Source organism: Tautonia plasticadhaerens (genome assembly GCF_007752535.1).
Lineage (GTDB): Bacteria > Planctomycetota > Planctomycetia > Isosphaerales > Isosphaeraceae > Tautonia > Tautonia plasticadhaerens.
On record NZ_CP036426.1, the window covers coordinates 8546671 to 8567641 of the forward strand.

At 73.8% G+C, this 20971-nt stretch carries 12 protein-coding genes; 6 read left to right on the forward strand and 6 right to left on the reverse strand.

What is annotated here, in order from left to right; translation table 11 throughout:
- Positions 1 to 530: 530 nt before the first annotated feature.
- Positions 531 to 3479 carry an FG-GAP-like repeat-containing protein gene (locus ElP_RS33940; RefSeq protein WP_145277917.1) on the reverse strand — a complete coding sequence of 983 codons (2949 nt, stop codon included), beginning with the start codon at positions 3477 to 3479 and terminating at the stop codon, positions 531 to 533.
- Between the two features lie 348 nt (positions 3480 to 3827).
- Between ElP_RS33940 and ElP_RS33945 the strand changes: the two genes are divergently transcribed.
- Together ElP_RS33945 and ElP_RS33950 are read left to right on the forward strand one after the other, a co-directional pair.
- Positions 3828 to 5723, forward strand: a complete 1896-nt coding sequence (locus ElP_RS33945; RefSeq protein ID WP_145277919.1) for a VWA domain-containing protein — start codon at positions 3828 to 3830, stop codon at positions 5721 to 5723.
- A 254-nt stretch (positions 5724 to 5977) separates the two neighbouring features.
- Positions 5978 to 8107, forward strand: a complete 2130-nt coding sequence (locus ElP_RS33950; protein ID WP_145277921.1) for a vWA domain-containing protein — start codon at positions 5978 to 5980, stop codon at positions 8105 to 8107.
- Between the two features lie 145 nt (positions 8108 to 8252).
- Here ElP_RS33950 and ElP_RS33955 read toward each other — a convergent pair whose 3' ends face one another.
- The 3 genes from ElP_RS33955 to ElP_RS33965 are packed head-to-tail and all read right to left on the reverse strand — an operon-like array spanning position 8253 to position 9579.
- Positions 8253 to 8807: a hypothetical protein gene (locus ElP_RS33955; protein ID WP_145277923.1), complete on the reverse strand. Its 555-nt coding sequence runs from the start codon at positions 8805 to 8807 to the stop codon at positions 8253 to 8255.
- Between the two features lie 26 nt (positions 8808 to 8833).
- A complete protein-coding gene (locus ElP_RS33960) occupies positions 8834 to 9199 on the reverse strand; it encodes a hypothetical protein (protein WP_145277925.1) in 366 nt (121 codons plus the stop codon).
- A gap of 38 nt (positions 9200 to 9237) precedes the next feature.
- Complete coding sequence (locus ElP_RS33965; RefSeq protein WP_145277927.1) at positions 9238 to 9579, reverse strand: hypothetical protein; 342 nt, start codon at positions 9577 to 9579, stop codon at positions 9238 to 9240.
- A gap of 214 nt (positions 9580 to 9793) precedes the next feature.
- Between ElP_RS33965 and surE the strand changes: the two genes are divergently transcribed.
- The 4 genes from surE (at position 9794) to ElP_RS33980 (ending at position 15641) form a co-directional block, all read left to right on the forward strand.
- Positions 9794 to 10567, forward strand: coding sequence for a 5'/3'-nucleotidase SurE (gene surE, locus ElP_RS33970; protein ID WP_145277929.1), 774 nt, complete (start codon positions 9794 to 9796; stop codon positions 10565 to 10567).
- Between the two features lie 1183 nt (positions 10568 to 11750).
- On the forward strand, positions 11751 to 12089 hold the full coding sequence (locus tag ElP_RS39025; protein ID WP_197446586.1) for a hypothetical protein: 339 nt from the start codon (positions 11751 to 11753) through the stop codon (positions 12087 to 12089).
- Positions 12090 to 12168: 79 nt separating this feature from the next.
- A complete protein-coding gene (locus ElP_RS33975) occupies positions 12169 to 12624 on the forward strand; it encodes a GNAT family N-acetyltransferase (RefSeq protein WP_145277931.1) in 456 nt (151 codons plus the stop codon).
- Between the two features lie 284 nt (positions 12625 to 12908).
- Positions 12909 to 15641 (forward strand): PAS domain-containing protein, encoded by a 2733-nt coding sequence (locus tag ElP_RS33980; RefSeq protein WP_197446587.1) that lies wholly within the window; start codon positions 12909 to 12911, stop codon positions 15639 to 15641.
- 68 nt (positions 15642 to 15709) lie between these two features.
- Here ElP_RS33980 and ElP_RS33985 read toward each other — a convergent pair whose 3' ends face one another.
- Positions 15710 to 19045, reverse strand: coding sequence for a WD40 repeat domain-containing serine/threonine protein kinase (locus tag ElP_RS33985; protein WP_145277934.1), 3336 nt, complete (start codon positions 19043 to 19045; stop codon positions 15710 to 15712).
- 188 nt (positions 19046 to 19233) lie between these two features.
- Positions 19234 to 20925, reverse strand: a complete 1692-nt coding sequence (locus tag ElP_RS33990) for an FAD-dependent oxidoreductase (RefSeq protein ID WP_145277936.1) — start codon at positions 20923 to 20925, stop codon at positions 19234 to 19236.
- Positions 20926 to 20971 lie beyond the last annotated feature (46 nt).

Below are 20971 nucleotides of genomic sequence, written 5' to 3' on the forward strand. Positions count from 1 at the left end.
GGCAAGCGGAAAAGTACGCCGGGGAAAATGTTTTTAATGGCGATGACGTTAAATTTTGCCACGGCGTCGTCATTTTATGATTTATTGGGGTTGCATGGGGGTGTCCGTGCCCCGGGGGAGGCGGGGCCCCGGCACCGAGGGCGCGCGACGGGGGGGAGAGAACGGGCCGGGCCTGCCCCAGGGGGGAGGCCCGGCCGCACGCCGCCGCGGGGGCCGCGAGTCACGTCCTCTCCGGGGCGACATGAGGGCCGAAGTCCGGGGTCTGCCCATGCCACGGGGCCGGCCGTCGGGGTTGGCCCGGCCCGCACGCGATCGCCGGGATGGGCCCGAGAACCGGCGGCCCTCGGGCCTCATCCGGCGGGGAGGGCGCTCGGGGTGGCGTCGAGGGGCGACGGCGGATCGGGCCCGCTCCCGGGATCCCCCGGGAGCGGCCCGACGTGGGCCGCCGGCCCGGGGGGCCGAGGTGCCGAGGCGTCGGGCGTCCCCGAGGCGATGGGGGCCGTCGGGGGCGGCCTCGCGGCCTCGGTGCGTCAGCCGCCGGGCCCGGCCCCGTCGGCGTCGCCCGTGGGGGCGAAGCCGGGGAGGGGGAGGGGGGTCGGGCCCCCCTCGCGGAGCAGGTAGCCGGCCCCGGCGGCGAGGGCCTCGAAGCGGTCGACCCGGCCGGAGGGCCAGCGGACCTCGACGGCGTCGGCCCCGGCCTCGTCGCCGAGGCCCACGTGGATCCGGGGGTCGCCGCTCGACTGGTAGCTGCCGCCGCCGAGGCGGCGTCGGACGAGGAGACGGCCGCCGGCCTCGACCGCCACACGGGCGCCGACGGCGTCCCGGCCGGAGGCGGCCGAGCCCTCCAGGCCGATCGTCAGCCATCGCCCGCCATCGGTGACGTTGCGGAGGAAGGCGAGCGGGCCGTCGAGCTGGGTGATCAGCAAATCCATGCGCCCGTCGTTGTCCATGTCCCCGGCGGCGAGCCCCCGGGCGAGCCGGGGGACCGCCCAGGCCGGGCCGGCGCCGGCCGAGGCGTCGGCCAGGCGGCCCCCGCCGAGGTTGGCCATCAGGAGGGCGGGCATGGCGTAGGGGGACTCGGGGCGGAAGTCCTCGACGTGGCCGTTGGCCTGGGCCAGGTCGAGCCGGCCGTCGTTGTCCACGTCGACCAGGGCGAGGCCGAAGCCCAGCAGCGGCCGGGTGGCGGCCAGTACGCCGGAGGGGCCGGACTGGTCGGCGAAGATGCCCCGGCCGAGGTTGCGGTAGACCGCGGTCCCCTCGGCGAAGAAGTTCGTGACCGCCAGGTCGGGCAGGCCGTCGCCGTCGAGGTCGCCGCAGGCCACGCCCATCCCGGCCTGGTAGCCGCCGTGGCCGCCGGCGGCCACCCCGGCCGGTGCGCCGACCTCCTCGAACCGCATCCCGCCGAGGTTGCGGAACAGGAAATTGGCCGTCTGGTCGTTGGCGACGTAGAGGTCGAGGAGGCCGTCCTCGTCGACGTCGGCGGCGACCACGCCCAGGCCCCGGCCGTCCTCGTCGACGATGCCCGCCCCCCGAGTCACGTCGACGAATCGGCCGCCGTCGTTGCGGAACAGGTGGTCGGGCCGGCTCTCGACGGCGAGGGGGCTGCACAGGACGTACCCGCCGGCCCCCTCGTCGGGGCATCGGACCGGGTCGGTCTCGTCCCAGGCGACGTAGTGGCAGACATACAGGTCGAGGTCGCCGTCGCCGTCGAGGTCGGCGAGGGCGGCCGAGGTCGGCCAGTCCCGATCCCCCCCCAGTCCCCACGCCTCGGTGGCGTCCTCGAAGGTGCCGTCCCCCCGGTTGAGGGCGAGGGCATAGGAGCCGTATCGGGTGACGAACAGGTCGGGGTCGCCGTCCTCGTCCACGTCGCCGACCGCGACGCCGTGGCCGTAACCCCGGGCGAAGTCGGCGACGCCGGCGGCGTCGGTGAGGTCCTCGAAGGTGCCGTCGCCGAGGTTTCGGAACAGGCGATCGCCCGCCCCGGGTCCCGGGTCGCCCGGCGTCGGGGGGAAGGGGCCGCCCTGGGTGAGGTAGACGTCGAGCCACCCGTCGCCGTCGGCGTCGATCAGGCCGACGCCGCTGCCCATCGACTCGGGGAGCTGGCGATCGGGCGTCGACCCGGCCCGGTACGCGAAGGAGAGGCCGGCCGGCCCGGCCTCGTCGACGAACCGGGGAGCCGGGCCCCTCGGGGGGACGTCGGCGGGCGTCCTCGTCGGGTCGGTCGCCGGCCCGAGGTCGGCCAGCAGGCGCGGCAGCGAGTCGGCCGAGGCCCGGTCGTTTTCGCGCCTCGCCAGCCGATCGGACGCCTCGGCGCGATCGGCGGCCAGGCCCGGGTCCCGGTCGACGGCCAGCTCCCACCAGGCCCGGGCCTCGAAGGTGCGGCCGAGCCGCTCGGCGATCGCGGCCAGCTCGGCGGCGTCCCCGGCCGGGTCGGGGGCGGACATGAGGCCGACATATCGTCCCATCATCCGGTCCAACTCCGCCTTCCGGGAGCGGAGCCGGGCGGCCTCCTCGTCGTCCCCGGCCTGGCGGGCGAGGCCGGCGAGGCGTTCGACCGCCGGGATCGAGCCGGGGGAAAGCTCGACCAGCCGGGACAGGGCCGCGCGCTCGGCCGCCGCGTCCCCCGCCCTGGCGGCGAACCAGGCCCGGAGCGAGAGCACTTCCTGGGGCGGCACGGTCCCTCCCGGCAGGTGCGCCAGGGCCCGTCGGGCCAGCGGGACGTCCTGCGACGGTAACGCCCAGTCGAGCCACCCCCGCCAGGCGGCCGGGTCGTCCGACCGTTCGAGGCGGGCGGTCAGCCATCGCCTCGCTTCCTCGACCCTCCCCCTCCTCATGGCCAGGTGGGCGAGGCCGAGCAGGACCCCCGGGTCGTCCGGGGCGGCCGCCGCGGCCTGCTCGACGGCCCGGGCGTGTTCCCCCAGGGCCATCGGGTCGCGGGAATCCAGGCGGAACAGCTCCCGGATCATGCCGACCCGGTCGGGGTCGGTGGCCCCGCCGTCGCGGACCAGGCGTCGGGCCTCCTCGTACCGCCCCTGGAGCTTGTAGAGCCGCAGCAGCATCCCCCGGGCCTGCCGTCCCTGGGCGCCCTTCGCCCCGATCGCCCGGGGGAGTACGCGCTCGGCCTCGGCCATCCGGTGGCCTCGCAGGGCGAGGCGGGCCAGCATCAGCGCCGCATTCGGGCCGAACCCCGAGTCGGCCGGGACCCGAGCCCAGGCGTCCCGGGCGGCGTCGAGACGGCCGAGCGACTGCTCGCAGGCGCCGAGCAGGAACTCGGCCTCCCCCCGGCCCGGCCAGCGGTCGGCCAAATCCTGCAACTTCAGGCGCGCCGAGGCCACCGAGCCGCCGAGCACGTCCTCCTTGGCGGCGGCGATCCCGGCCTGGTAGCGCGCCTCCGAGCGGGCCTCGGCCCAGCGCCACCCCGCCCAGGACGCGGCGACGATCGCCAGGACTCCCGCCGGGGCCAGCACGGCTCGGCGCATGATCCCGCCCCCGATCCGCTGCGATCCGGCCCGGGGCCCGCCGGCGGCGGCCCCTCCCCGACCCCATTCTGGCCGCCGGGGCGGGGGGTCGGCAACGGCCCGCCCCGTCCTCGGGCGATCCCCCGGCGTCGATGTCGCCATGCCTGGCGTCACGGCCGGGGCGGTCGTCCGTACGATATCGGGGACCGTCGCGGGATCGGCGACCCGCCGGCCGGCGAGGAGCCGGGGGCATCGGGCGGGTCGTCGCGTTGTCCCCCGCATCCATGCGGTCCTAGAATGTCGGGAGGGGGGATCGCCGTGCCCGATCGCGGCCCGAGCCCCGGCCCGGTCGCGTCGAGAGGAGCCCGCATGAGCAGCGTGCCGAGCAGGATGCGAGCCTGGGCGGCCGACCGGATGGCCGAGTTGCTCGACGCGAGGTCGAAGTACCTGGCGACCGCCTACGGGGTCAGCCTGGCGGTCCACCTGGCGATCCTGGGGGTGCTCACCGTCGCCGGGGTGCTGATGGGCCGGGAAGTGGCCCGGACGATCGAGGCGGGCGTGGTCGACACCGCCCTGCCCGAATTCGACCGGCTCGACGCCACCGAACTGCTCGAGACCGACCTGGAGGCGACGCTGGAGCCGGTCCTGGCGAAGTCGGCCCCGAGGTTCTCGCCCCGGATCGTCGAGGACATCGCCGAGCCGGACCCGGAACTGGAGATCGACCCGCTCTCGATGGCGCCGTCGCTGCTGCTGCCGGCCTCGACGACGCTCAGCACCCGGATCCAATTGCGAGGGGACGGGGCCGAGCACGTCGAGGGGGTGGAGGGGGCGGTCGACCGCCTGGCCCTGGAGATCCTCCGGTCGCTGGACAAGGGCCGGACCCTGGTCGTCTGGGTGTTCGACGCCTCGGCCAGCCTCCAGGCGGAGCGGGACCGGCTGGCCGAGCACATCGGCCGGGTCTACGAGAACGTGCTGGGGCGACCCGAGGGGGCCTCGGCCCGGGAGGGCGGGCTGCTGACGATGGTCGTCGCCTTCGGCTCGGGCCGCAAGGCCATGCTCGACGAGCCGACGGGCGACACCCCGGCGATCGCCTCGGCGATCCGGTCGGTGCCGCTGGACGAATCCGGCGAGGAGACCACGTTCCAGACCGTGGCCGAGGTCGCCCGCCGCTGGGGGGGCTACTCGAACGACGGGGATTCGTACCGGACGATGGCGATCGTCGTCACCGACGAGGTCGGCGACGACGAGTCGGCGCTGGAGGGGGCGATCGCCTCGTCGAGGAAGGCCGACATGCCGGTCTTCGTGCTCGGCTCGTCGGCCCTGTTCGGCCGGGTCGAGGGGTACATGGACTACACCGACCCGAAGACCGGCCGGTTCTACCGCCGGCTGCCGGTCCGGCAAGGGCCGGAGAGCGCGGCCCTGGAGCAGATCAAGCTGCCGTTCTGGTACGACGGGCCGCAGTACAACGAGCTGGACTCCGGCTTCGGCCCCTTCGGCCTCAGCCGGCTGGCCGGGGCGACCGGCGGCATCTACTTCGTCACCCGGATGGGCGACGACCGGCCGACCTTCGACCCGGGAGGCATGGGGGAATACCGGCCCGACTGGATCGGCGCCGGCCAGTACCGGGCGGCGGCGGCCCGGAGCCCCCTGCGGTCGGCCGTGCTCGCCGCGGCCCAGATCACCCAGCAGAACCTGCCGGGGCAACCCTCGCTGGTCTTCCCCGCGGCCGGAACCCCGGAGTTCAAGGAGGCGATGGAGCGCAACCAGACCATCGCCGCGAGGGTGATGTACACCGTCGACGAGGCCCTCGGGCCGATCCAGGCGGCCGAGGGGCACCGGGACCGGGAGATGTCCCGGCGCTGGCAGGCGCACTATGATCTGATCAGGGCCCGGCTGCTGGCGGTGAAGATCCGCTGCTACGAATTCGACTGGGCCTGCGCCCAGATGAAGGTCAATCCCCTGACGTTCAGCAACGAGAAGTCCAACGCCTGGCGGCTGGAGCCCGACGGCGAGATCCACTACAGCCCCGCCGCCCGGCGCGCCGGGGAGGAAGCCCGGGAGCTGCTGGAGCGGGTGATCACCGACCACCGGGGCACCCCCTGGGCCCTGCTCGCCCAGCGGGAGCTGCGAGACCCGTTCGGCTTCCGGTGGGTCGAGACCTTCGTGCCCCCCCCGGCCCCCCGGCGGGACGACGGCAACGCCGCCGCCCGCAGGAAGGCCGAGGCCCGCCGCGACGGCCCCGATCCCTCGCCGCCGAAGTTGTAACGGGTCGGCGTCGCCCGTACACTGGGACCCGATGCCCTCGGGCATCGGCACCGGATCGAATCGGTCGTCCTTCATCGCCCGATCGTGTTTGCCCCCCAGTCGTCCGGGACGGGCCCGGCCGCCCCGACGCACGTCGCGGCCGGGCCTCGCCGGCCCCCGTGTTGCCGACCCGCCCCGCCCCGACCGAGCCGGAGGCCCGGCCCCCCGGGGCCGACCCCGGCCGATTCGCCAGGCGCCCGCCCCGGGAGGATCGCATGAGCTCCAATGGCTCCCGCTCCGATGCCGACCTGTTCTCCCTGGCCGAACTGCCGACGGGCCCGGCCGGTCGGCTGGACGACCCCGCCGCCTCCGGCATCCGCCCCGAGGTCGCCGAGTCGGCGATGACCACCGAGACGGCCGCCGCCCGGCCGGCATCGGCATCGGCATCGGCATCGGCCCCGACCGAGGGACAGGCGACCGGCGAGCCCGCCCCGAAGGCCGAGGCCCCGAAGGCGAGGCCGAGGAGGAGGGGCCGCAGGAGCTTCGTCTGGCGATGGGACGCGCCGAGCTGGGGCGTCTCGCTGATGGTCCACGCCGCGGTGCTCGCCTGCCTGGCGTTGATGGCCGCCGGCGGCGTGCAGCAGGAGCTGCTCGGCTCGATCGACGCCAGCACCGTCGACACGAGCCTCTCGGAGCAGATGGCCGAGGAGCTGATGACGATCCTGGAGGAGCCGGGCGACGAGCGGAGCGAGCTGGCCGTCGGGGATCCGACCAGCACCCTCTCGCCCGTCGTCGCCCCCTCGGCCACGCCGAGGATCCGGGGCGCCACGGCCGAGGTCAGCGAGGCGAAGAGCCTGCGAGGGCTGGTCTCGGTGGCCGTCCCCTCCCCCAACGTGGCGACCCTGCCGGCGATGGAGTTCAACAACGTCGACTTCAGCGGCGGCAACCGGATCAGCGGCGACACCAGCCGGGAGACGACCGACTACGGCGAGGCGCTCGACCAGCTCGCCCGGGAGATCCTCGCCCACCTGAACACCAGCCGGGTCACCGTGCTCTGGATGTTCGACGAGTCGGGCAGCATGAAGGACGACCAGCGGACCATCAGCGACAAGTTCGACCGCGTCGTCGGCGAGCTGGACCTGCACACCCCCGAGGAGCAAGACCGGGCAGGCGACCTGGAGCACGCGATCATCGGCTTCGGCAAGGCCACCCACTTCGAGAACTCCCCGCCCCGGGCCGACCTGGAGGGGATCCGCAAGGCCATCGGCTCCCTGCCGGTCGACGAGTCGGGCGAGGAGCGGACGATGAAGGCCGTCGTCGACGCCGTCGGCCGCTACGGCAAGGCCGTCGAGAAGGACCGCAAGGTCCTCCTCGTGCTGGTCACCGACGAGTCCGGCGACGACGGCGACCTGGTCGAGCAGGCCCGGCTGGCGCTGGTCAACCGCGGGGCGACGGTGTACGTCCTCGGCCGGCAGTCGATGTTCGGCACCGACCGGGTCCACCTCCGGTACGTCGACCCCGTGACCCAGGACGTCTACTGGCCCCCCATCCGCCGCGGGCCCGAGGCCGCCGGCCTGGAGCTGCTCCAGTGGGACGGCCTCTGGAACCACCGGCACGACGAGCAGCCCTCCGGCTTCGCCCCCTACGAGCTGGCCCGCCTGGTGAAGGAGACCGGCGGCATCTACTTCCTGCTGCCCAACGAGGAAGAGCTGCGCGACCGCCCCCGGGGGGAGAAGGCGTATTCGATCGCCACCCTCAAGGAGTTCCTGCCCGACTACGGCCCCCGCCCCGACTACCTCGCCCGGGTCTCCCAGAGCGACCTGAGGCGGACGATGGGCGAGATCGTCCAGCTCACCCGGCAGGACTTCGGCTTCCGCCGCCACTTCCCGGTCAACCCGCCCGAGCTGGCCAAGGCGATCGTCGAGGAGCTGCCCAAGGTCGACGTCCAGCTCCGCGCCCTGGTCGAGTTCGAGAGGAGGCTGAAGGCCCTCGACCCGGCCCGGGACAAGGAGCCCAACCGTCGATGGCGGGCCAACTACGACCTGATGCTCGCCATGGTCGTCGCCTTCCAGGTGAAGGCCTACGAGTATCGCTCCTGCCTCCGGGAGATGGTGGTGCTGGCCAACCAGGGGCGGCTCGTCCCGAAGAACCCCCCCATCCCCGACCGCCGCCGGACCGACTGGGTGATCAACCACTCCCCCAAGAAGAAGGCCCCCCCGGCCGAGACCGAGAAGGGCTACGCCCGGGCCGAGGGGATGCTCACGCAGGTCATCGCCGACCACCCCGGCACCCCCTGGGCCGACCTCGCCCAGACGACCCTCGACCGGGGCCTCGGCTGCGACTGGGCCGAGTGGAACGTCCACCCCGACTACGACAAGCGGGCCGAGCTGGTGCCGAAGTTCTGAGCCGGGTGAGGATGGCCGATGGCGGATGGCCGGACGAGGTGATTCTTTCGGCCATCTGCCCTCCGCCGTCGAGGAGGATGGGACCGTCGTCGAGTCCTCGGATCAGGGGAGCGTCTTCCGGGGAAGGCGTGATCGGATCGGGGGATCAGGAGGGGGCAGGGAGGCTTCGCAGCAGGCCGACCACCGTCGCCGCCCCGAGGGCGAGGAGGGCGGAGGCGGCGGTGACGAACAGGACGGTCACGGCGACCTCGCCGAGCGCCCGCTCGGCCGTCGAGGGGAGCGTCCCCCCCCGCTCGACCCGGGCCAGTCGGGCGACCAGGTAGCCGACCGCCGGCCCGACCACCACCGACAGGCCGACCAGCATGCCCGACTTGCCGGACCCGACGGCGAGGAGCACCCCCAGCACGCCGATCACGATCATCGAGGTGGCGAGTCTCACCCTCGGCCTCGGCCAGGCCCGGCGTCCGGGCCGGGGCGTCCCGGGCTCGGCCTCGGCTTCGGGCACGGGAGCCGGGGCGCTCGGCGAGGTCTCGGGCGTCGTCGGCAGGTCGGCCCCGCAGAGCCAGCACGAGCCCGCCCCGGCCTGGATCGGCGCCCGACACTCGGGGCAGCCGGGGGGCTCGGGCCAGGCGTCGGGCCCGGGCCAGGCGTCGGGCCCGGGGAGGTCGTCGCTGCTGGGGGGGCGAGGGGGGACGGCCATCGGTCGCTCGATCGAGGGTCGCGGGATCAGGGCCGGAAGGCTCCCATTTCCCGGAGGAGGGCGGCCAGGGCGAGGAGCACCGCCAGCGCCGTCCCGACGACGAGGGCCGAGAACATCGCCGAGACGGCGAGCGTGATCACGAAATCGGCCAGGTTGGGCGTCCTGCGGTCCCCCCGCTCGATCTCCCGGAGCAGGCGACGCTGGAACCGGAACGTCGGCCCGGCCAGGATCGCGACGGCCACCGCCGCGATCGGGGCCGCGCGGAGCAGGCCGAGCCAGGCCGCGATCCCGGCGACCACGACCATCAGCGTCCGGATCCGGACCGTCCGGGGGCGTCGGCCCCGGCCTGGCGAGTCGATCGACGTCGGGGTGGCCTGGGCGGGGGAGTTCATCGGGGCGGCTTCCCGGGGGCGGGCGGGTCGATCGGGATTCAGCCGATCGGCCCCCAGATGAGGGTCATGACTGCGTAGGAGAGCAGCAACAGCAGGCCCGAGACGCACGTCGCCGAGGCGACGAGGAGGAGCATCCGGGTCGGGACGTCGGCCTTCTGGCCGCGCTCCCGCTCGACGATCCGAACGATCGTGCGATGCAAGATCAGGGAGGGCGTGCCGACCACGGCCAGCAGGACGGTCCCGGCGGGAGACGCCCGCCAGAGGCCCAGCCCGGCCGCGATCCAGGCGATGCCGATCATCAGGGTCCGCACCCGGATCGGCCGACGGCCGGGGGGCGATCGGTCGTCGTTGGGCGATCGGCCCGAGGTCGGGTCGGACATCCCCCCTGCTCCGCTCCGAGGTGGCCGGTTTCCCGGGCTGAGCCCGCCCGTCATTCCCCGGCCCCGTCGGGGAGGCCGGGGCGATTGACGGGGGTCGGCGGGGGCCGGTACGATCCATCCTTCCGGATCGTACCCGATCGGCCGGGGGGAGGGAGCCCTCCCGGATCGAGATCGGCCCCCCCTGCCCTCCCCTCCCGAGCCGAGTCCCCCGACCGTGCGCATCCTGCTGACCAACGACGACGGGGTCTACGCCGCCGGATTGCGGGCCCTGCACAAGGAACTGGCGAAGACCGGCGAGGTGACGGTCATCGCCCCGGCGCTGGAGCAGAGCGGCGTCGGCCATTCGATCACCCTGCTCGACCCGCTGATCGTCAAGACGGTCGACGACGTGGACGGCACCCAGCTCGGCCTGTCGGTCGAGGGCAGCCCGGCCGACTGCGTGAAGCTGGCCGTCTACGAGCTGCTCGACCGCCCGCCGGACCTGATCGTCTCGGGGATCAACCACGGGGCGAACGCCGGGATCAACGTGCTCTACTCCGGCACGGTGGCGGCGGCGATCGAGGGGGCCTTCTTCGAGATCACCAGCATCGCCGTCTCGCTGGAGTTCAGCGAGCACTTCGACTTCCCCTCCGCCGCCCGGCACGCCCGTCGGGTGATCGAGACGATCCTGGCGAACGCGCCGAAGCCCGGCTCGCTGTTCAACGTGAACATCCCCTCGGCCGCTCGGGGGGAGCCGAGGGGGATCAAGGTGGTGCCGATGGGCGTCGGCCGCCACGGCGAGGGGTTCGAGCGGCGGCGTGACCCCAGGGGCCGCACCTACTACTGGATGACCTACGCCCCCCCCTACCACCTGGAAGGGGAGCAGAGCGACGTCATCGCCCTGGCCGAAGGGAACATCACCGTCACCCCCTTGCAGTTCGACATGACCCGGCACGGCCAGCTCGACGAGGTCCGCGCCTGGGACTGGCCCGCCCCCGATCGCGGCTGACGGGCCCCTCGCCCGGCCCCCGAGGGTGGCCGATCCCCCTGCTCGGATCGCCTGGACGGGCGACCGAGCCCGGCCATGACGCGGTCGGTGCGCCGATCGTGCGGGCCGCGATTTGAGGGAAAATCCAGGCAGGGATGGCATTTGCGCCGATCGAAATGGGTTCGCTCCGTCGCGGCGCACCGGGCGGATCGGTTCTCCGGCGGCGGTCGCCCGGCGGGGGTGTTGGGCGGCCACGGGGGAGGTCCCGTGGTCGGCCGAGGGGCGGGGATCGGAATCGGGTCGGATCGGGCTCGGTGCGCCGCCAATGCACGGGCGGAATTCGGCGATCTTTGTTTGAGGGAAACGGTTTGCGTCGGATGAAATGGGTTCGCTCCGTCGCGGCGCTCCGGCAGGTCGGGGCCGCTCGGCCGGGCCTCGATCGGGACCGGGGGTGATCCCCCGCCGATCGGCCCCGGGGGGGAGGCAGGCTCGCCCCCCGGCCCGGACCTCGGCGCAGCGAAGAGACGCAGTCCGAGGGCGGGAGGCACCCTCGGCGGGATCGGGTCGGGGGGAGGCGGATCGAGTCTCGGACATCGCCGGCGGAGGCCCCCGGGTCGGGTTGGATCGGGACGAGTCGACGGACCGGGTGCCTTCCCGATGCGAGGCCGAGCCTTCCCCTAAATCATCGTGACTCGGGCCGATTTCAGTCACACGATCCCGGGGAAAATGGAGGGGCCGTCGGTCGAGTCCCGGGAGGGTCCGATGAGAGGGCTCGGTTGGCGTGCGAACGGGCGGGCGTCGCCCCTTGCCATCGGGGATCGTCGGGCGCCATACTCGACCCGAGGCGGGCCGCCTCCCCCTCGGGAGGGGACTTGCGGTGCGTTCCCTCGCCCTGTCCTGTCCTGTTCGCCTCCACCCTGATGACGCCGACCGAGGAGCCCTGAGAGATGCGCCTTGCCCTGCTCGGACTGTCCCGGATCGCCCTGGCGGCGGCGGTCGCGACGCTGGCCGGCTGCTCCGGGGCGCCCGGGGGCCCGCAAACGGCCTCGGGGCCGCCGGGGGACGTGCCGCCCCCGCCGCCGCCGATGGCCAATGCGGACGCCCCCCCTCCCCCCCCCCGGCCGCGGCGGCCAATCCGGCGGCGCCGAAGCTGCGGAAGGTCATCGGCCAGACGACGACGGACATCCGGGACTTCGACGAGCAGATGCAGGGGGGGGAGAACGTCCGGGTCTCCTCCGGGAAGATCTCGGAGAACAACACCCCGATCACCTACGCGGGCAACGCGTACGTCTCGATCGTCGGCCAGGCGGCCGTCCTGCAGATCCAGCACGCGCTGAACCTGTACAACGCCCTGAACGACCGGTACCCGGCCGACACCGAGGAGTTCATGACGGAGATCATCGACGCCAACCAGATCGCCCTGCCCCAGTTGCCGGGGTATCAGGAGTACGCCTACAAGGCCGACACGCACGAGCTGGTCGTGCTGGAATTCCCCGACCGCAAGGAGGCCCTCCGGGAGCAGGTGCGGGGCGGGTCCCCCTGATCGGGGGCCCGGGGCGGGGGGCGTCGCGTCGCGGGGCGGTGGGGGTCGAGTCCGGGGCCGGGCCCGGGCGGGGGGCGGGATGGGGGTCGGCTGGAACTGGTGCCGGTTCGGGGAGCTGGGCCCGGGGGAGCTCTACGAGCTGATGGGGCTCCGCCAGCGGGTGTTCGTGCTGGAGCAGCGCTGCGCGTACGTCGACGCCGACGGGCTGGACCCCCGGGCGTGGCACCTGTTGGGGGTCGAGGGCGGCCGCTTGCTGGCGTCGGCCCGGGTCTTCGAGCGTCGGCCCGGGGGCGAGGGGGAGGCGTCGATCGGCCGGGTGGTGGTGGACCGGGGGGCCCGGGGCGTCGGCCTGGGCCGGGCGCTGGTGGCGGAGGCGGTCCGGGGGTGCGACCGGCTGGCGCCCGGCCGGGCGATCCGGATCCAGGCCCAGGCCCACCTGGAGCGGTTCTACGAGGGATTCGCCTTCCGTCGCTGCACCCCGCCGTACCTGTTCGACGGGATCGTGCACGTCGACATGACGAGGCCGGCCGGCTGAGGGCCGGCCCGGGGCACGGACCCGCGTCGGGATTCATGCCGAGGACCCTTGCGGATCGGCGTGGGAACGCCTACGATTGTCGTCGATGAAGACCGGTCGACCGAGAAAATCTACGCCCATCTCCCTCGAGACGAAGTCGGACCCGGCCGGGCCGAGGCTCCGCGTTCCATAGCCGTCGTCCTCCCGAACGCTCGAACGGCAGGATGCCGACGGCAGATGATTTCATGATGGCTCGCGGCCGGTCGCCGCGTGGTCGTCGACTCGCACCGGGACGCCTCGAGACGATGAATACACCGCACGGGCAGTCCGGGGCCTTGGTCGCCCCGGGGGCGTCGGGATGGCCCGGCGCGCCGGACCACTTGCCGGGCCTCGGCTGGACGGCCGGGCCGGACGGCACCGTCCGCGCGGTGGCCGGCCGGTGGCTCGACTGGACCGGGATGGAGCCGGGCCGGGCCGCCGGGGACGGCTGGCTCGACGCCCTGCACCCGGGGGACGCCGGGAGGGTCCGGGAGCAGTGGCGGTCGTCGGTCGCCTCGGGCTCGACGTTCGCGGCCCGGTTCCGGGTCGGGCCGGGCCGGGACGGCGCGATCCGATGGCTGGTGGCCCGGGCCGAGCCGTCGCTCGACCCGGGGGGCCGGGCGGTCGGCTGGTCGGGCCTGGCGGTGGCCGAGCCGGACCGGGACGTGCGGGACGTCGTCGGTGATGGTGACGGTGACGACGGGCCGTCGCCCAGGGTCTCGGCCGTCGGCGAGGACTTCGCCATCTTCTGGATCGCCTCGAAGCGGGACTATCGGCTGACGTCGGTCAGCCCGTCGTGCGAGCGGCTGCTGGGCCGCCCGGTCGCCGAACTGGCCGGGGGGAGCCGGTCCTGGGCGGACCTGGCCCACCCGGACGACCGGCCGAGGGTGCTCGACGCCTACGCCCGCCGCGAGTCGGGCGAGGAGGCGGCGGTCGAGTTCCGCCTGATGAGGCCCGACGGCTCGGAGGCCCGGGTCCGGGACCGGGTGCTGCCGGGCATGACCGGATCGATGGGCGACCCGGCCCGGGTCTTCGGCGTGCTGGAGGACGTGGGGGGGACCGAGGCCGCCGACGCATCGCCCGCCGGGGCCGGGGCCGAGGGCGGGGCCGAGGCGAGGCTGGCCGAGCTGGTCGAGGGGCTCGGCGACCTGTTCCTGGTCGTCGACGGCGCATGGCGATGCACCGCCGCCAACGCGCAGGCCCTGGGGATGTGCGACCCGGGGGGCGTCGGCGTGATCGGCCGGCCGCTCTGGGAGGTCGTGCCGGAGCTGGTCGGCTCGGAGGGGCAAGAACGGCTCCGGTCGGCCCTGGCCGGGCACCGGGCGGTCGAGTTCGAGCAGTTCCTCGGGCGCCCCGGCCTCTGGTTCGAGTTCCGCGGCTACCCCGTGGCCGACGGCCTGGCGCTGATCGGCCGGGACGTGACCGAGGCGAAGGCCAACCGGCTGGCGCTGCTGGAGGTCGAGGAGCGCTACCGATTGGCCGCCGAGGCGGTGGTGGGGCTGATCTACGACTGGAGGGTCGACTCGGGGCTGGTCCACCGCTCCCCGGGGCTGCTGGCCATCCTGGGGATCCCGGTGGAGGAGGCCGAGCCGACCAACACCTGGTGGCGCGACCGCATCCACCCCGACGACCTGCCCCGGCTGGACGAGGAGCTGGCCCGCATGATGGCCGACCCCCTCCGCGCCCACTACAGCTTCGAGTACCGCGTGCGGCACCGGGACGGCCGATACGTCGACGTCTGGGACAAGGGCTTCTGCCTGAGGGACGGCCGGGGGAAGGTCGTCCGGGTGGTCGGCAACTCGATCGACATCTCGGAGCGTCGCCACGCCGAGGAGGCGCTGCGCGAGGCCGACCGGATGAAGGACGAGTTCCTCGGGATGCTCGCCCACGAGCTGCGCAACCCCCTCTCGCCGATCCTCAGCGCCGCCCAGGCGCTGCGGGCCGGGGCCGACGACCCCGGGGGGGAGCTGCGGGCGATCATCGAGCGTCAGGCCCGGCACATGGCCCGGCTCGTCGACGACCTGCTGGACGTCTCCCGGATCAGCCACGGGAAGATCCTCGTCGAGCCCGTGCCGCTGGACGCCGTCGAGCTGGTCCGCCAGACGCTGGGCAACTTCGGCGACCTGCTCCGGGACTCGGGGCTGAATCTGCGGGCCGAGCTGCCCGAGGGGCCCGTCGCCGTGCTGGCCGACCCGACCCGGCTGGCCCAGTGCGTGGGGAACCTGCTGCACAACGCGGCGAAGTTCACCGAGCCGGGCGGCACGGTCTCCGTCTCCGTCTCCCCGGGCGCCGAGGAGCGGGAGGCGAGGATCACGGTGAGGGACACCGGCATCGGCATCGCCCCGGAGGTGTTGCCGACGCTCTTCCGGGCGTATTCGCAGGCCGACCGCAGCCACAGCCGGAACCGGGGGGGCCTGGGCCTGGGGCTGGCCCTGGTGAAGAACCTGGTGGAGATGCAGGGGGGCCGGGTCGAGGTGCTCAGCGAGGGCGAGGGGCGGGGCAGCACCTTCACCCTCCGGCTGCCGCTCCGGGTGGACCTGGCCGGGCGGTTGGACTCGCTCGCCTCGGGGGAGCATGCGATCCTCGACCACGCCCCGGCGAGCCGGGCGCTGCGGCTGCTGGTGGTGGACGACCGCCCGGACATGGCCCACATCCTCAGCCGGATGCTCCGCTCCGAGGGGCACCAGGTGGCCGTCGCTGGGGACGCCGAGGAGGCGTTGGAGCAGGCCCGGCGGCTCCGGCCCGAGGTGGTCATCTCCGACATCGGCCTGCCCGGCGCGGTCGACGGCTACGGCCTGGCCGAGGCCCTGCGGGCCGACCCCGAGACCGCCTCGGCACTGCTGATCGCCGTCACCGGCTACGCCCGGGCCGACGACCGCGCGAAGGCCTTCCGATGCGGGTACGACGAGCACCTGACCAAGCCCCTCGATTTCGCCGCCCTCTGCGACCGGCTCGCCCAGGTCTCCCCCCGGCCCTCGCCTCCCGGCCGGCGGGGATGAGGCGGAGGCCGTCGTCGCTCCCGGGCCCTCCTCGTCCGTGCCCGGGAAACAGCCCCCGGGGCGGTGGGTCATCGGTCGAGGGCTGGAGAGACGGGAGACGTGTCCCAGACCAGCACCGTATGATCGATGCTCCCGGAGGCGAGGCGGCGGCCTTCGGGGTCGAACGCGACGCTGAGGACGCCCGCCTTGTGGCCGCGGAGGGTGAGCACGTCCTGCCAGGTGGCCAGGTCCCAGAGCTTGACCGTCCGGTCATCGCAGGCCGTCGCCAGCCGGGTGCCGTCGGGGTGGAAGGCAACGCCGCGGACCGTGGCGGGGTGGGGGAGCGTCTTGAGGACGCGGCCGGTCTCCGCGTCCAGGAGGGTGGCCGACCCCGGCTCGAAGTCGCTGGCCTTGTTGGCGGTCGCCAGCAGCACGCCGTCGGGGCTGTAGGCGAGGTCGATGACCCACTCGCCGAGGCCGGGGACGGCGAACACCTCCTCCCGCTCCTCGAGGTCCAGGACGTGGACCACCCCGTCCTCGGTCCCCGCGGCCAGATACCGGCCGAGGGGCGGGCGGAAGGCGAGGGCCTGGATCTGGACCCCGAGGCGGGCGACGAGGGTCGCCTCGGGCGGCGTGCGCCCGGAGGGGTCGATCGTCCAGAGATGGACCGTCCCGTCGCCGCTCGCCGCGGCGATTCGGGTCCTGTCCCGGGGATGGAAGGTGACGTCGAAGATAAAGTACTGCCCCCCGTGGTCGAGCACCGGGAGCTGCCGGCCCGTCTCCAGGTCCCAGATCCGGGCGACGTAATCGGCGCCCCCCGAGGCGAGCAACGCCCCGTCTCCGCTGCTCAGGGCCACGGACAGGGAGCCGCGCTCGTGGCCCGGGAAGGAATGAACCAGGCGGCCGGTGTCGAGGTCCCAGAGCTGCGGGGCGTGCTCCTGCGAGTATTGCGCCGCGGCGGTCACCAGGCGTTTCCCGTCCGGGTGGAAAGCCAGCCGTCGGGCCCAGCCGTCGGTCTCGAGCCGGAGCGGCTTGCCCGGCTCGACGTCCCAGAGCTTCACCGAGCCGCGCACGTCTCCCGAGACGAGCCGGTTGCCCCCGGGGTCGAAAGCCACGCCCAGGACGAAGCCCGGATGCCCGCGTAAGGTCTCGACCTCTCGGGCGGTCTCGACGTCCCAGAGCTTCACGAGGTGGTCCTCGGCGCACGAGGCGAGGAGGCGGCCGTCGGGGCTGAAGGCCACGTCCTGGACGAAGCTCTCGTGCCCCTTGAACACCTGGACCTGGGATCCGGTGGTCACGTCCCAGAGTCGGACGAGGTAGGTCCCCATCTCCGCCGAGGCGAGGAACCGGCCGCTCGGGTCGAAGGCCAGGCTGTGGACGAGCTTGCTCTCGCCGGAGAGGCAGTGCTCCAGCTCCGGCTTCTGCGCGCTCACGTCCCAGATCTCGATCTGGTTACGGCCCTCCTCCGAGAAGCCGGCCGCCAGGGCGAGGAGGCGGCCGTCGGGGCTGAAGGCGACCGCCGAGACGCCGCCGGGACGCCCCTCGAACGGCTCGCCGAGGGGCTCGCCGGTGGCGACGTCCCAGAGCCGGGCGTAGCCCCGGTGCGTGTCCGAGACGTCGAGGCCATAGGCGGCCGCGAGCACGGACCCGTCGGGGCTGTAGGCCAGGTCGAGCACGTTCTGCCCGTCGACGATGTCGAGCGTCCGACGCTCCGAGGTCTGGGTGTCCCATACGTCGATGCGGCCCTCGATGACCTGCAACTCCAGGCTCCCGTCCGGGGAGTGTTGGAGGCCTCCCCCGGTGGCGATGGATCGCCCCCCGGAGTTCGGGTCGAACGCGACGGCGTACAGGCCGTGACGAAGGCCGGGTTTCTCGAAGACGACGCTCCCCGTGTCGGCGTCTCGGATCAGCAGCCTTCCCCGGCCCGGGGCCGAGGTCGCGTAGATCCATCCCCCCGAGACCGACGCGATCCGGCGGCCGTCGGGGCTGTAGGCCACGTCCCAGACGTGCCACTCGTGATCGTCGAAGGTCTCCCGTTCCCGGTCGAGCAGCCGGTCGACCAGGCGCCATTCCAGGCCGCGGAGGTCCTCCGGGCAGTCGTCCAGGTGATCCCTCGCCACCTCGATGTTGGCGGCCTCGAACTCGCGGAGGGCGAGTTTGATGCGGGCCACCGCGTTCTGCCGACGCAGCTCCTCCCGTGACGCTCGGATCTGCCAGTCGGACCAGAGGCCCAGGACCAGCAGCGACGCGAGCAGCAGGTGGAGGGCGGCGACCATGGCCGCGACCGCCGGCCGACGTCGGCACCATTTGACGAGACGTTCCCAGCTCGGCACCGGCCGGGCCACGATCGGCTCGCCGGCCAGGAAATGGCCCAGATCCTCGGCCAGCGCCGAGGCGGCGGCGTAGCGCTTCTGCGGCTCCTTCTGCAGGCACTTCAGCGCGATCGTCTCGACATCGCGCGGCAGCCCCGGCACCAGCCGGGACGGGGGCACGGGATCGGTTGCCTTGACCTGCTCCAGGGTCTCCAGCACCGTCGCGCCCCGGAAGGGGGGGCGGCCGGTGAGCAGCTCGTAGAGGATCGCCCCCAGGGCGTAGACGTCGGCCGCGGGGCCGACCTCCCGGGAATGGCCGACGGCCTGCTCGGGGGCCATGTAGCTGGGAGAGCCGAGGATCGAGTCGGTCGCCGTCAGGCCGGTGTCCGAGCCGAGCGCCTTGGCCACGCCGAAGTCGGCGACCTTGGGGGACTCGTGGTCGTCGAGCAGGATGTTCGCCGGCTTCAAATCGCGGTGCACCACGCCGGCCTCATGGGCGGCCTGAATGGCCCCGGCGAGGGTGGCGATCAGCCCGGCCGCCCGTCGAGGAGGCCGCGGCGTGCCGTCGAGGCGGTCGGCCAGGCTGCCGCCGCCGAGGTACTCCAGTTCGATGAACGGCAGTTGTTCATGCTCGCCGATGTGATGGATGGCCACGATGTGGGGGTGCTGCAATCGGGCCACCGACTCGGCCTCGGCCAGGAAGCGGACCAGGGACTCCGGCGCCGCATGCGAGCCGGCCAGGATCATCTTCAGGGCGCAGGTGCGGTGGAGCCGGCGGTGGCGAGCCCGGTAGACCACCCCCATGCTGCCCCGGCCCAGCTCGCCGAGGATCTCGTAGCCGGGGATGACCGGCAGGGCGCGGCCCGGCCCGTCGGGGCGCCCCCCGCCGCCGAGGTGCGGCGCGGTCGCGCGGTGTTCGCCCGTCTCCGGGGCCCGGGAGACAGTCTCCGATCGGCCGATCGGGTCCGGGGCGGCCTCCTGTTCTCCCGGGACCGTGGGCGGCTCCGCCCGTTCGGGCGACGACGGAACCGCGTTCGTCCCGCCGGGGGTCGGGAGGCCGGTTGCCCGGGTGACCTCGGGCGTGCCGCCGGGGTGGGGTTCGGGATCGCTCATGGGAGGCCCTCGCCAACCGGGCCGTTGGCTCGCACGGACGCCGGCCGCGTCCGGGACGCGAGCCCCTCCACCTTAAAGGCCCCGAGGCCACCAGACCAATGAAAACCCGACGTCGGGAGCGATCCGGCCATCGGGGTGCGAGCCGGTCCGGCAGGCGGGGGCCAGGCCCGACCCGCCGTGTCCGGTCGTCAGCCACCATCTCCCGATCGCCAGGCCCGGCTCCGGACCATCTCCCCGCCGCTGACGGCCTTTACCTTCTCAAACCCGAGCTGGCGGAGCAGCCGCTGGGCGACGTGCGAGCGGACGCCCGTCCGGCAGGAGACGACCGTCTCGGCCGAGGGGTCGAGTTCGTTGATGCGATCGCGCAGCTCATCCAGGGGGATGTTGATCGGGCGATCGACGCCGGGGAAGGGCTCGTCGGCGACTTCCTTCGGGGTGCGGACGTCGACGAACTGGGGGACGTGGGAGAGGTCGGCGTCGGGCTCGACGAAGTCGACGAGGCCGTCGAGCTGGTTGCAGGCGGCGAAGGCGGCCATGTGGACCGGGTCCTTGGCGGCGCCGAAGGGGGGGGCGTAGGCGAGGTCGAGCCCGGCGAGGTCGGCCACGGTGCCGCCGAAGTGCAGGGAGGTGGCGATCACGTCGATCCGCTTGTCGACCCCCTCGCCGCCGAGGGCCTGGGCGCCGAGGACCTTGCCCGTCCCCGGCTCGTAGACGAGCTTCAGGGTGATCGGCTCGGCGCCGGGGTAGTATCCGGCGTGGTTGTTGGAGACGACGACGACGCTCCGGGCCGGGCGGTCGAGGCGCCGGGCGAGCGTCATCGTCAGGCCGGTCATCGCGGCGACCCGGTCGAAGCAGCGGACGATGGCCGTGCCGAAGACCTCGGCCATCGGCCGGGACCGTCCCGAGGCGGCGTGTTCCCCGGCGATCCGCCCGGCCCGGTTGGCCGGCCCGGCCAGGGCGACCCGCATCGGCGACCCGGTCGGGCCGTAGGGATACTCGGCGGCGTCGCCGACGGCGTAAATGTCGGGGTCGCTCGTCTGCATGAATTCATTCGTCGCGATCCCGCCGCCGGGCCCGTCGCCGACCTCCAGCCCGGCGTCCCGGGCCAGCCCCAGGTTCGGCCGGACGCCGAGGCCGAGGATGACGACCTCGGCGTCGACCTCGGCACCACTCTTGAGGAGGACGCCCCGGGCCCTGCCGTCGGGGCCGGTGAGGACGGCCTCGATGCCGTCCCCCAGGTGCAGGTCGACCCCTCGGCTCCGCAGGTCGTCCTCGATGGGGCGGACCATCTCGGGGTCGAACAGGGGGAGGATCTGGGGTTGCAGCTCGGCCAGGGCGACCCTGAAGCCGAGCCGGGAGAGCTGCTCGACCATCTCCAGGCCGATGTAGCCGGCGCCGATCACGGCGGCGATCCTCGCCCCGGAGGCGTCGACGGCGGCCTTGATGCGGTCGGTGTCCTCCAGGTTCCTCAGGGTGAAGACGCCGGGCGCGTCGGCCCCCTCCAGTGGGGGCACCAGCGGGGAGGCGCCGGGGGCGAGGATCAGCCGGTCATACGATTGCGCGTAGTCTCCTCCCGAGGCGTGGTCGCGGACGGTGACCGTCTTCGCCTGCCGGTCGATGGAGACGACCTCCTGGCGGGTCCTCACGTCGAGGCGGAAGCGTCGTTCGAGCAGCTCACTCGGGGCGACGAGGAGCTTCTCGCGATCGGCGATCTCGCCGCCGATGTAGTAGGGCAGGCCGCAGTTGGCGAAGGAGACGTGCCCGTCCTTCTCGAAGAGGATGATCCGGGCATGCTCGTCGATCCTCCTGGCCCGGGCCGCGGCCGAAGCCCCCCCGGCCACGCCGCCGACGATCACGATGGTCCGTCCCGAAGCGTTCATCGGACTGTCCCTCCCGACCCTGGCGCCCCGGCCCCTCGCCGGCCGC

What these genes read in the sequence shown, in the direction of transcription:
- ElP_RS33940 (WP_145277917.1), bottom strand. Translation starts at nt 3,479, where the DNA reads ATGCGCCGAGCCGTGCTGGCCCCGGCGGGAGTCCTGGCGATCGTCGCC.
- ElP_RS33950 (WP_145277921.1), top strand. Translation starts at nt 5,978, where the DNA reads ATGAGCTCCAATGGCTCCCGCTCCGATGCCGACCTGTTCTCCCTGGCC.
- ElP_RS33965 (WP_145277927.1), bottom strand. Translation starts at nt 9,579, where the DNA reads ATGTCCGACCCGACCTCGGGCCGATCGCCCAACGACGACCGATCGCCC.
- ElP_RS33945 (WP_145277919.1), top strand. Translation starts at nt 3,828, where the DNA reads ATGAGCAGCGTGCCGAGCAGGATGCGAGCCTGGGCGGCCGACCGGATG.
- ElP_RS39025 (WP_197446586.1), top strand. Translation starts at nt 11,751, where the DNA reads ATGCAGGGGGGGGAGAACGTCCGGGTCTCCTCCGGGAAGATCTCGGAG.
- ElP_RS33960 (WP_145277925.1), bottom strand. Translation starts at nt 9,199, where the DNA reads ATGAACTCCCCCGCCCAGGCCACCCCGACGTCGATCGACTCGCCAGGC.
- ElP_RS33980 (WP_197446587.1), top strand. Translation starts at nt 12,909, where the DNA reads ATGAATACACCGCACGGGCAGTCCGGGGCCTTGGTCGCCCCGGGGGCG.
- ElP_RS33985 (WP_145277934.1), bottom strand. Translation starts at nt 19,045, where the DNA reads ATGAGCGATCCCGAACCCCACCCCGGCGGCACGCCCGAGGTCACCCGG.
- ElP_RS33955 (WP_145277923.1), bottom strand. Translation starts at nt 8,807, where the DNA reads ATGGCCGTCCCCCCTCGCCCCCCCAGCAGCGACGACCTCCCCGGGCCC.
- ElP_RS33990 (WP_145277936.1), bottom strand. Translation starts at nt 20,925, where the DNA reads ATGAACGCTTCGGGACGGACCATCGTGATCGTCGGCGGCGTGGCCGGG.
- ElP_RS33975 (WP_145277931.1), top strand. Translation starts at nt 12,169, where the DNA reads ATGGGGGTCGGCTGGAACTGGTGCCGGTTCGGGGAGCTGGGCCCGGGG.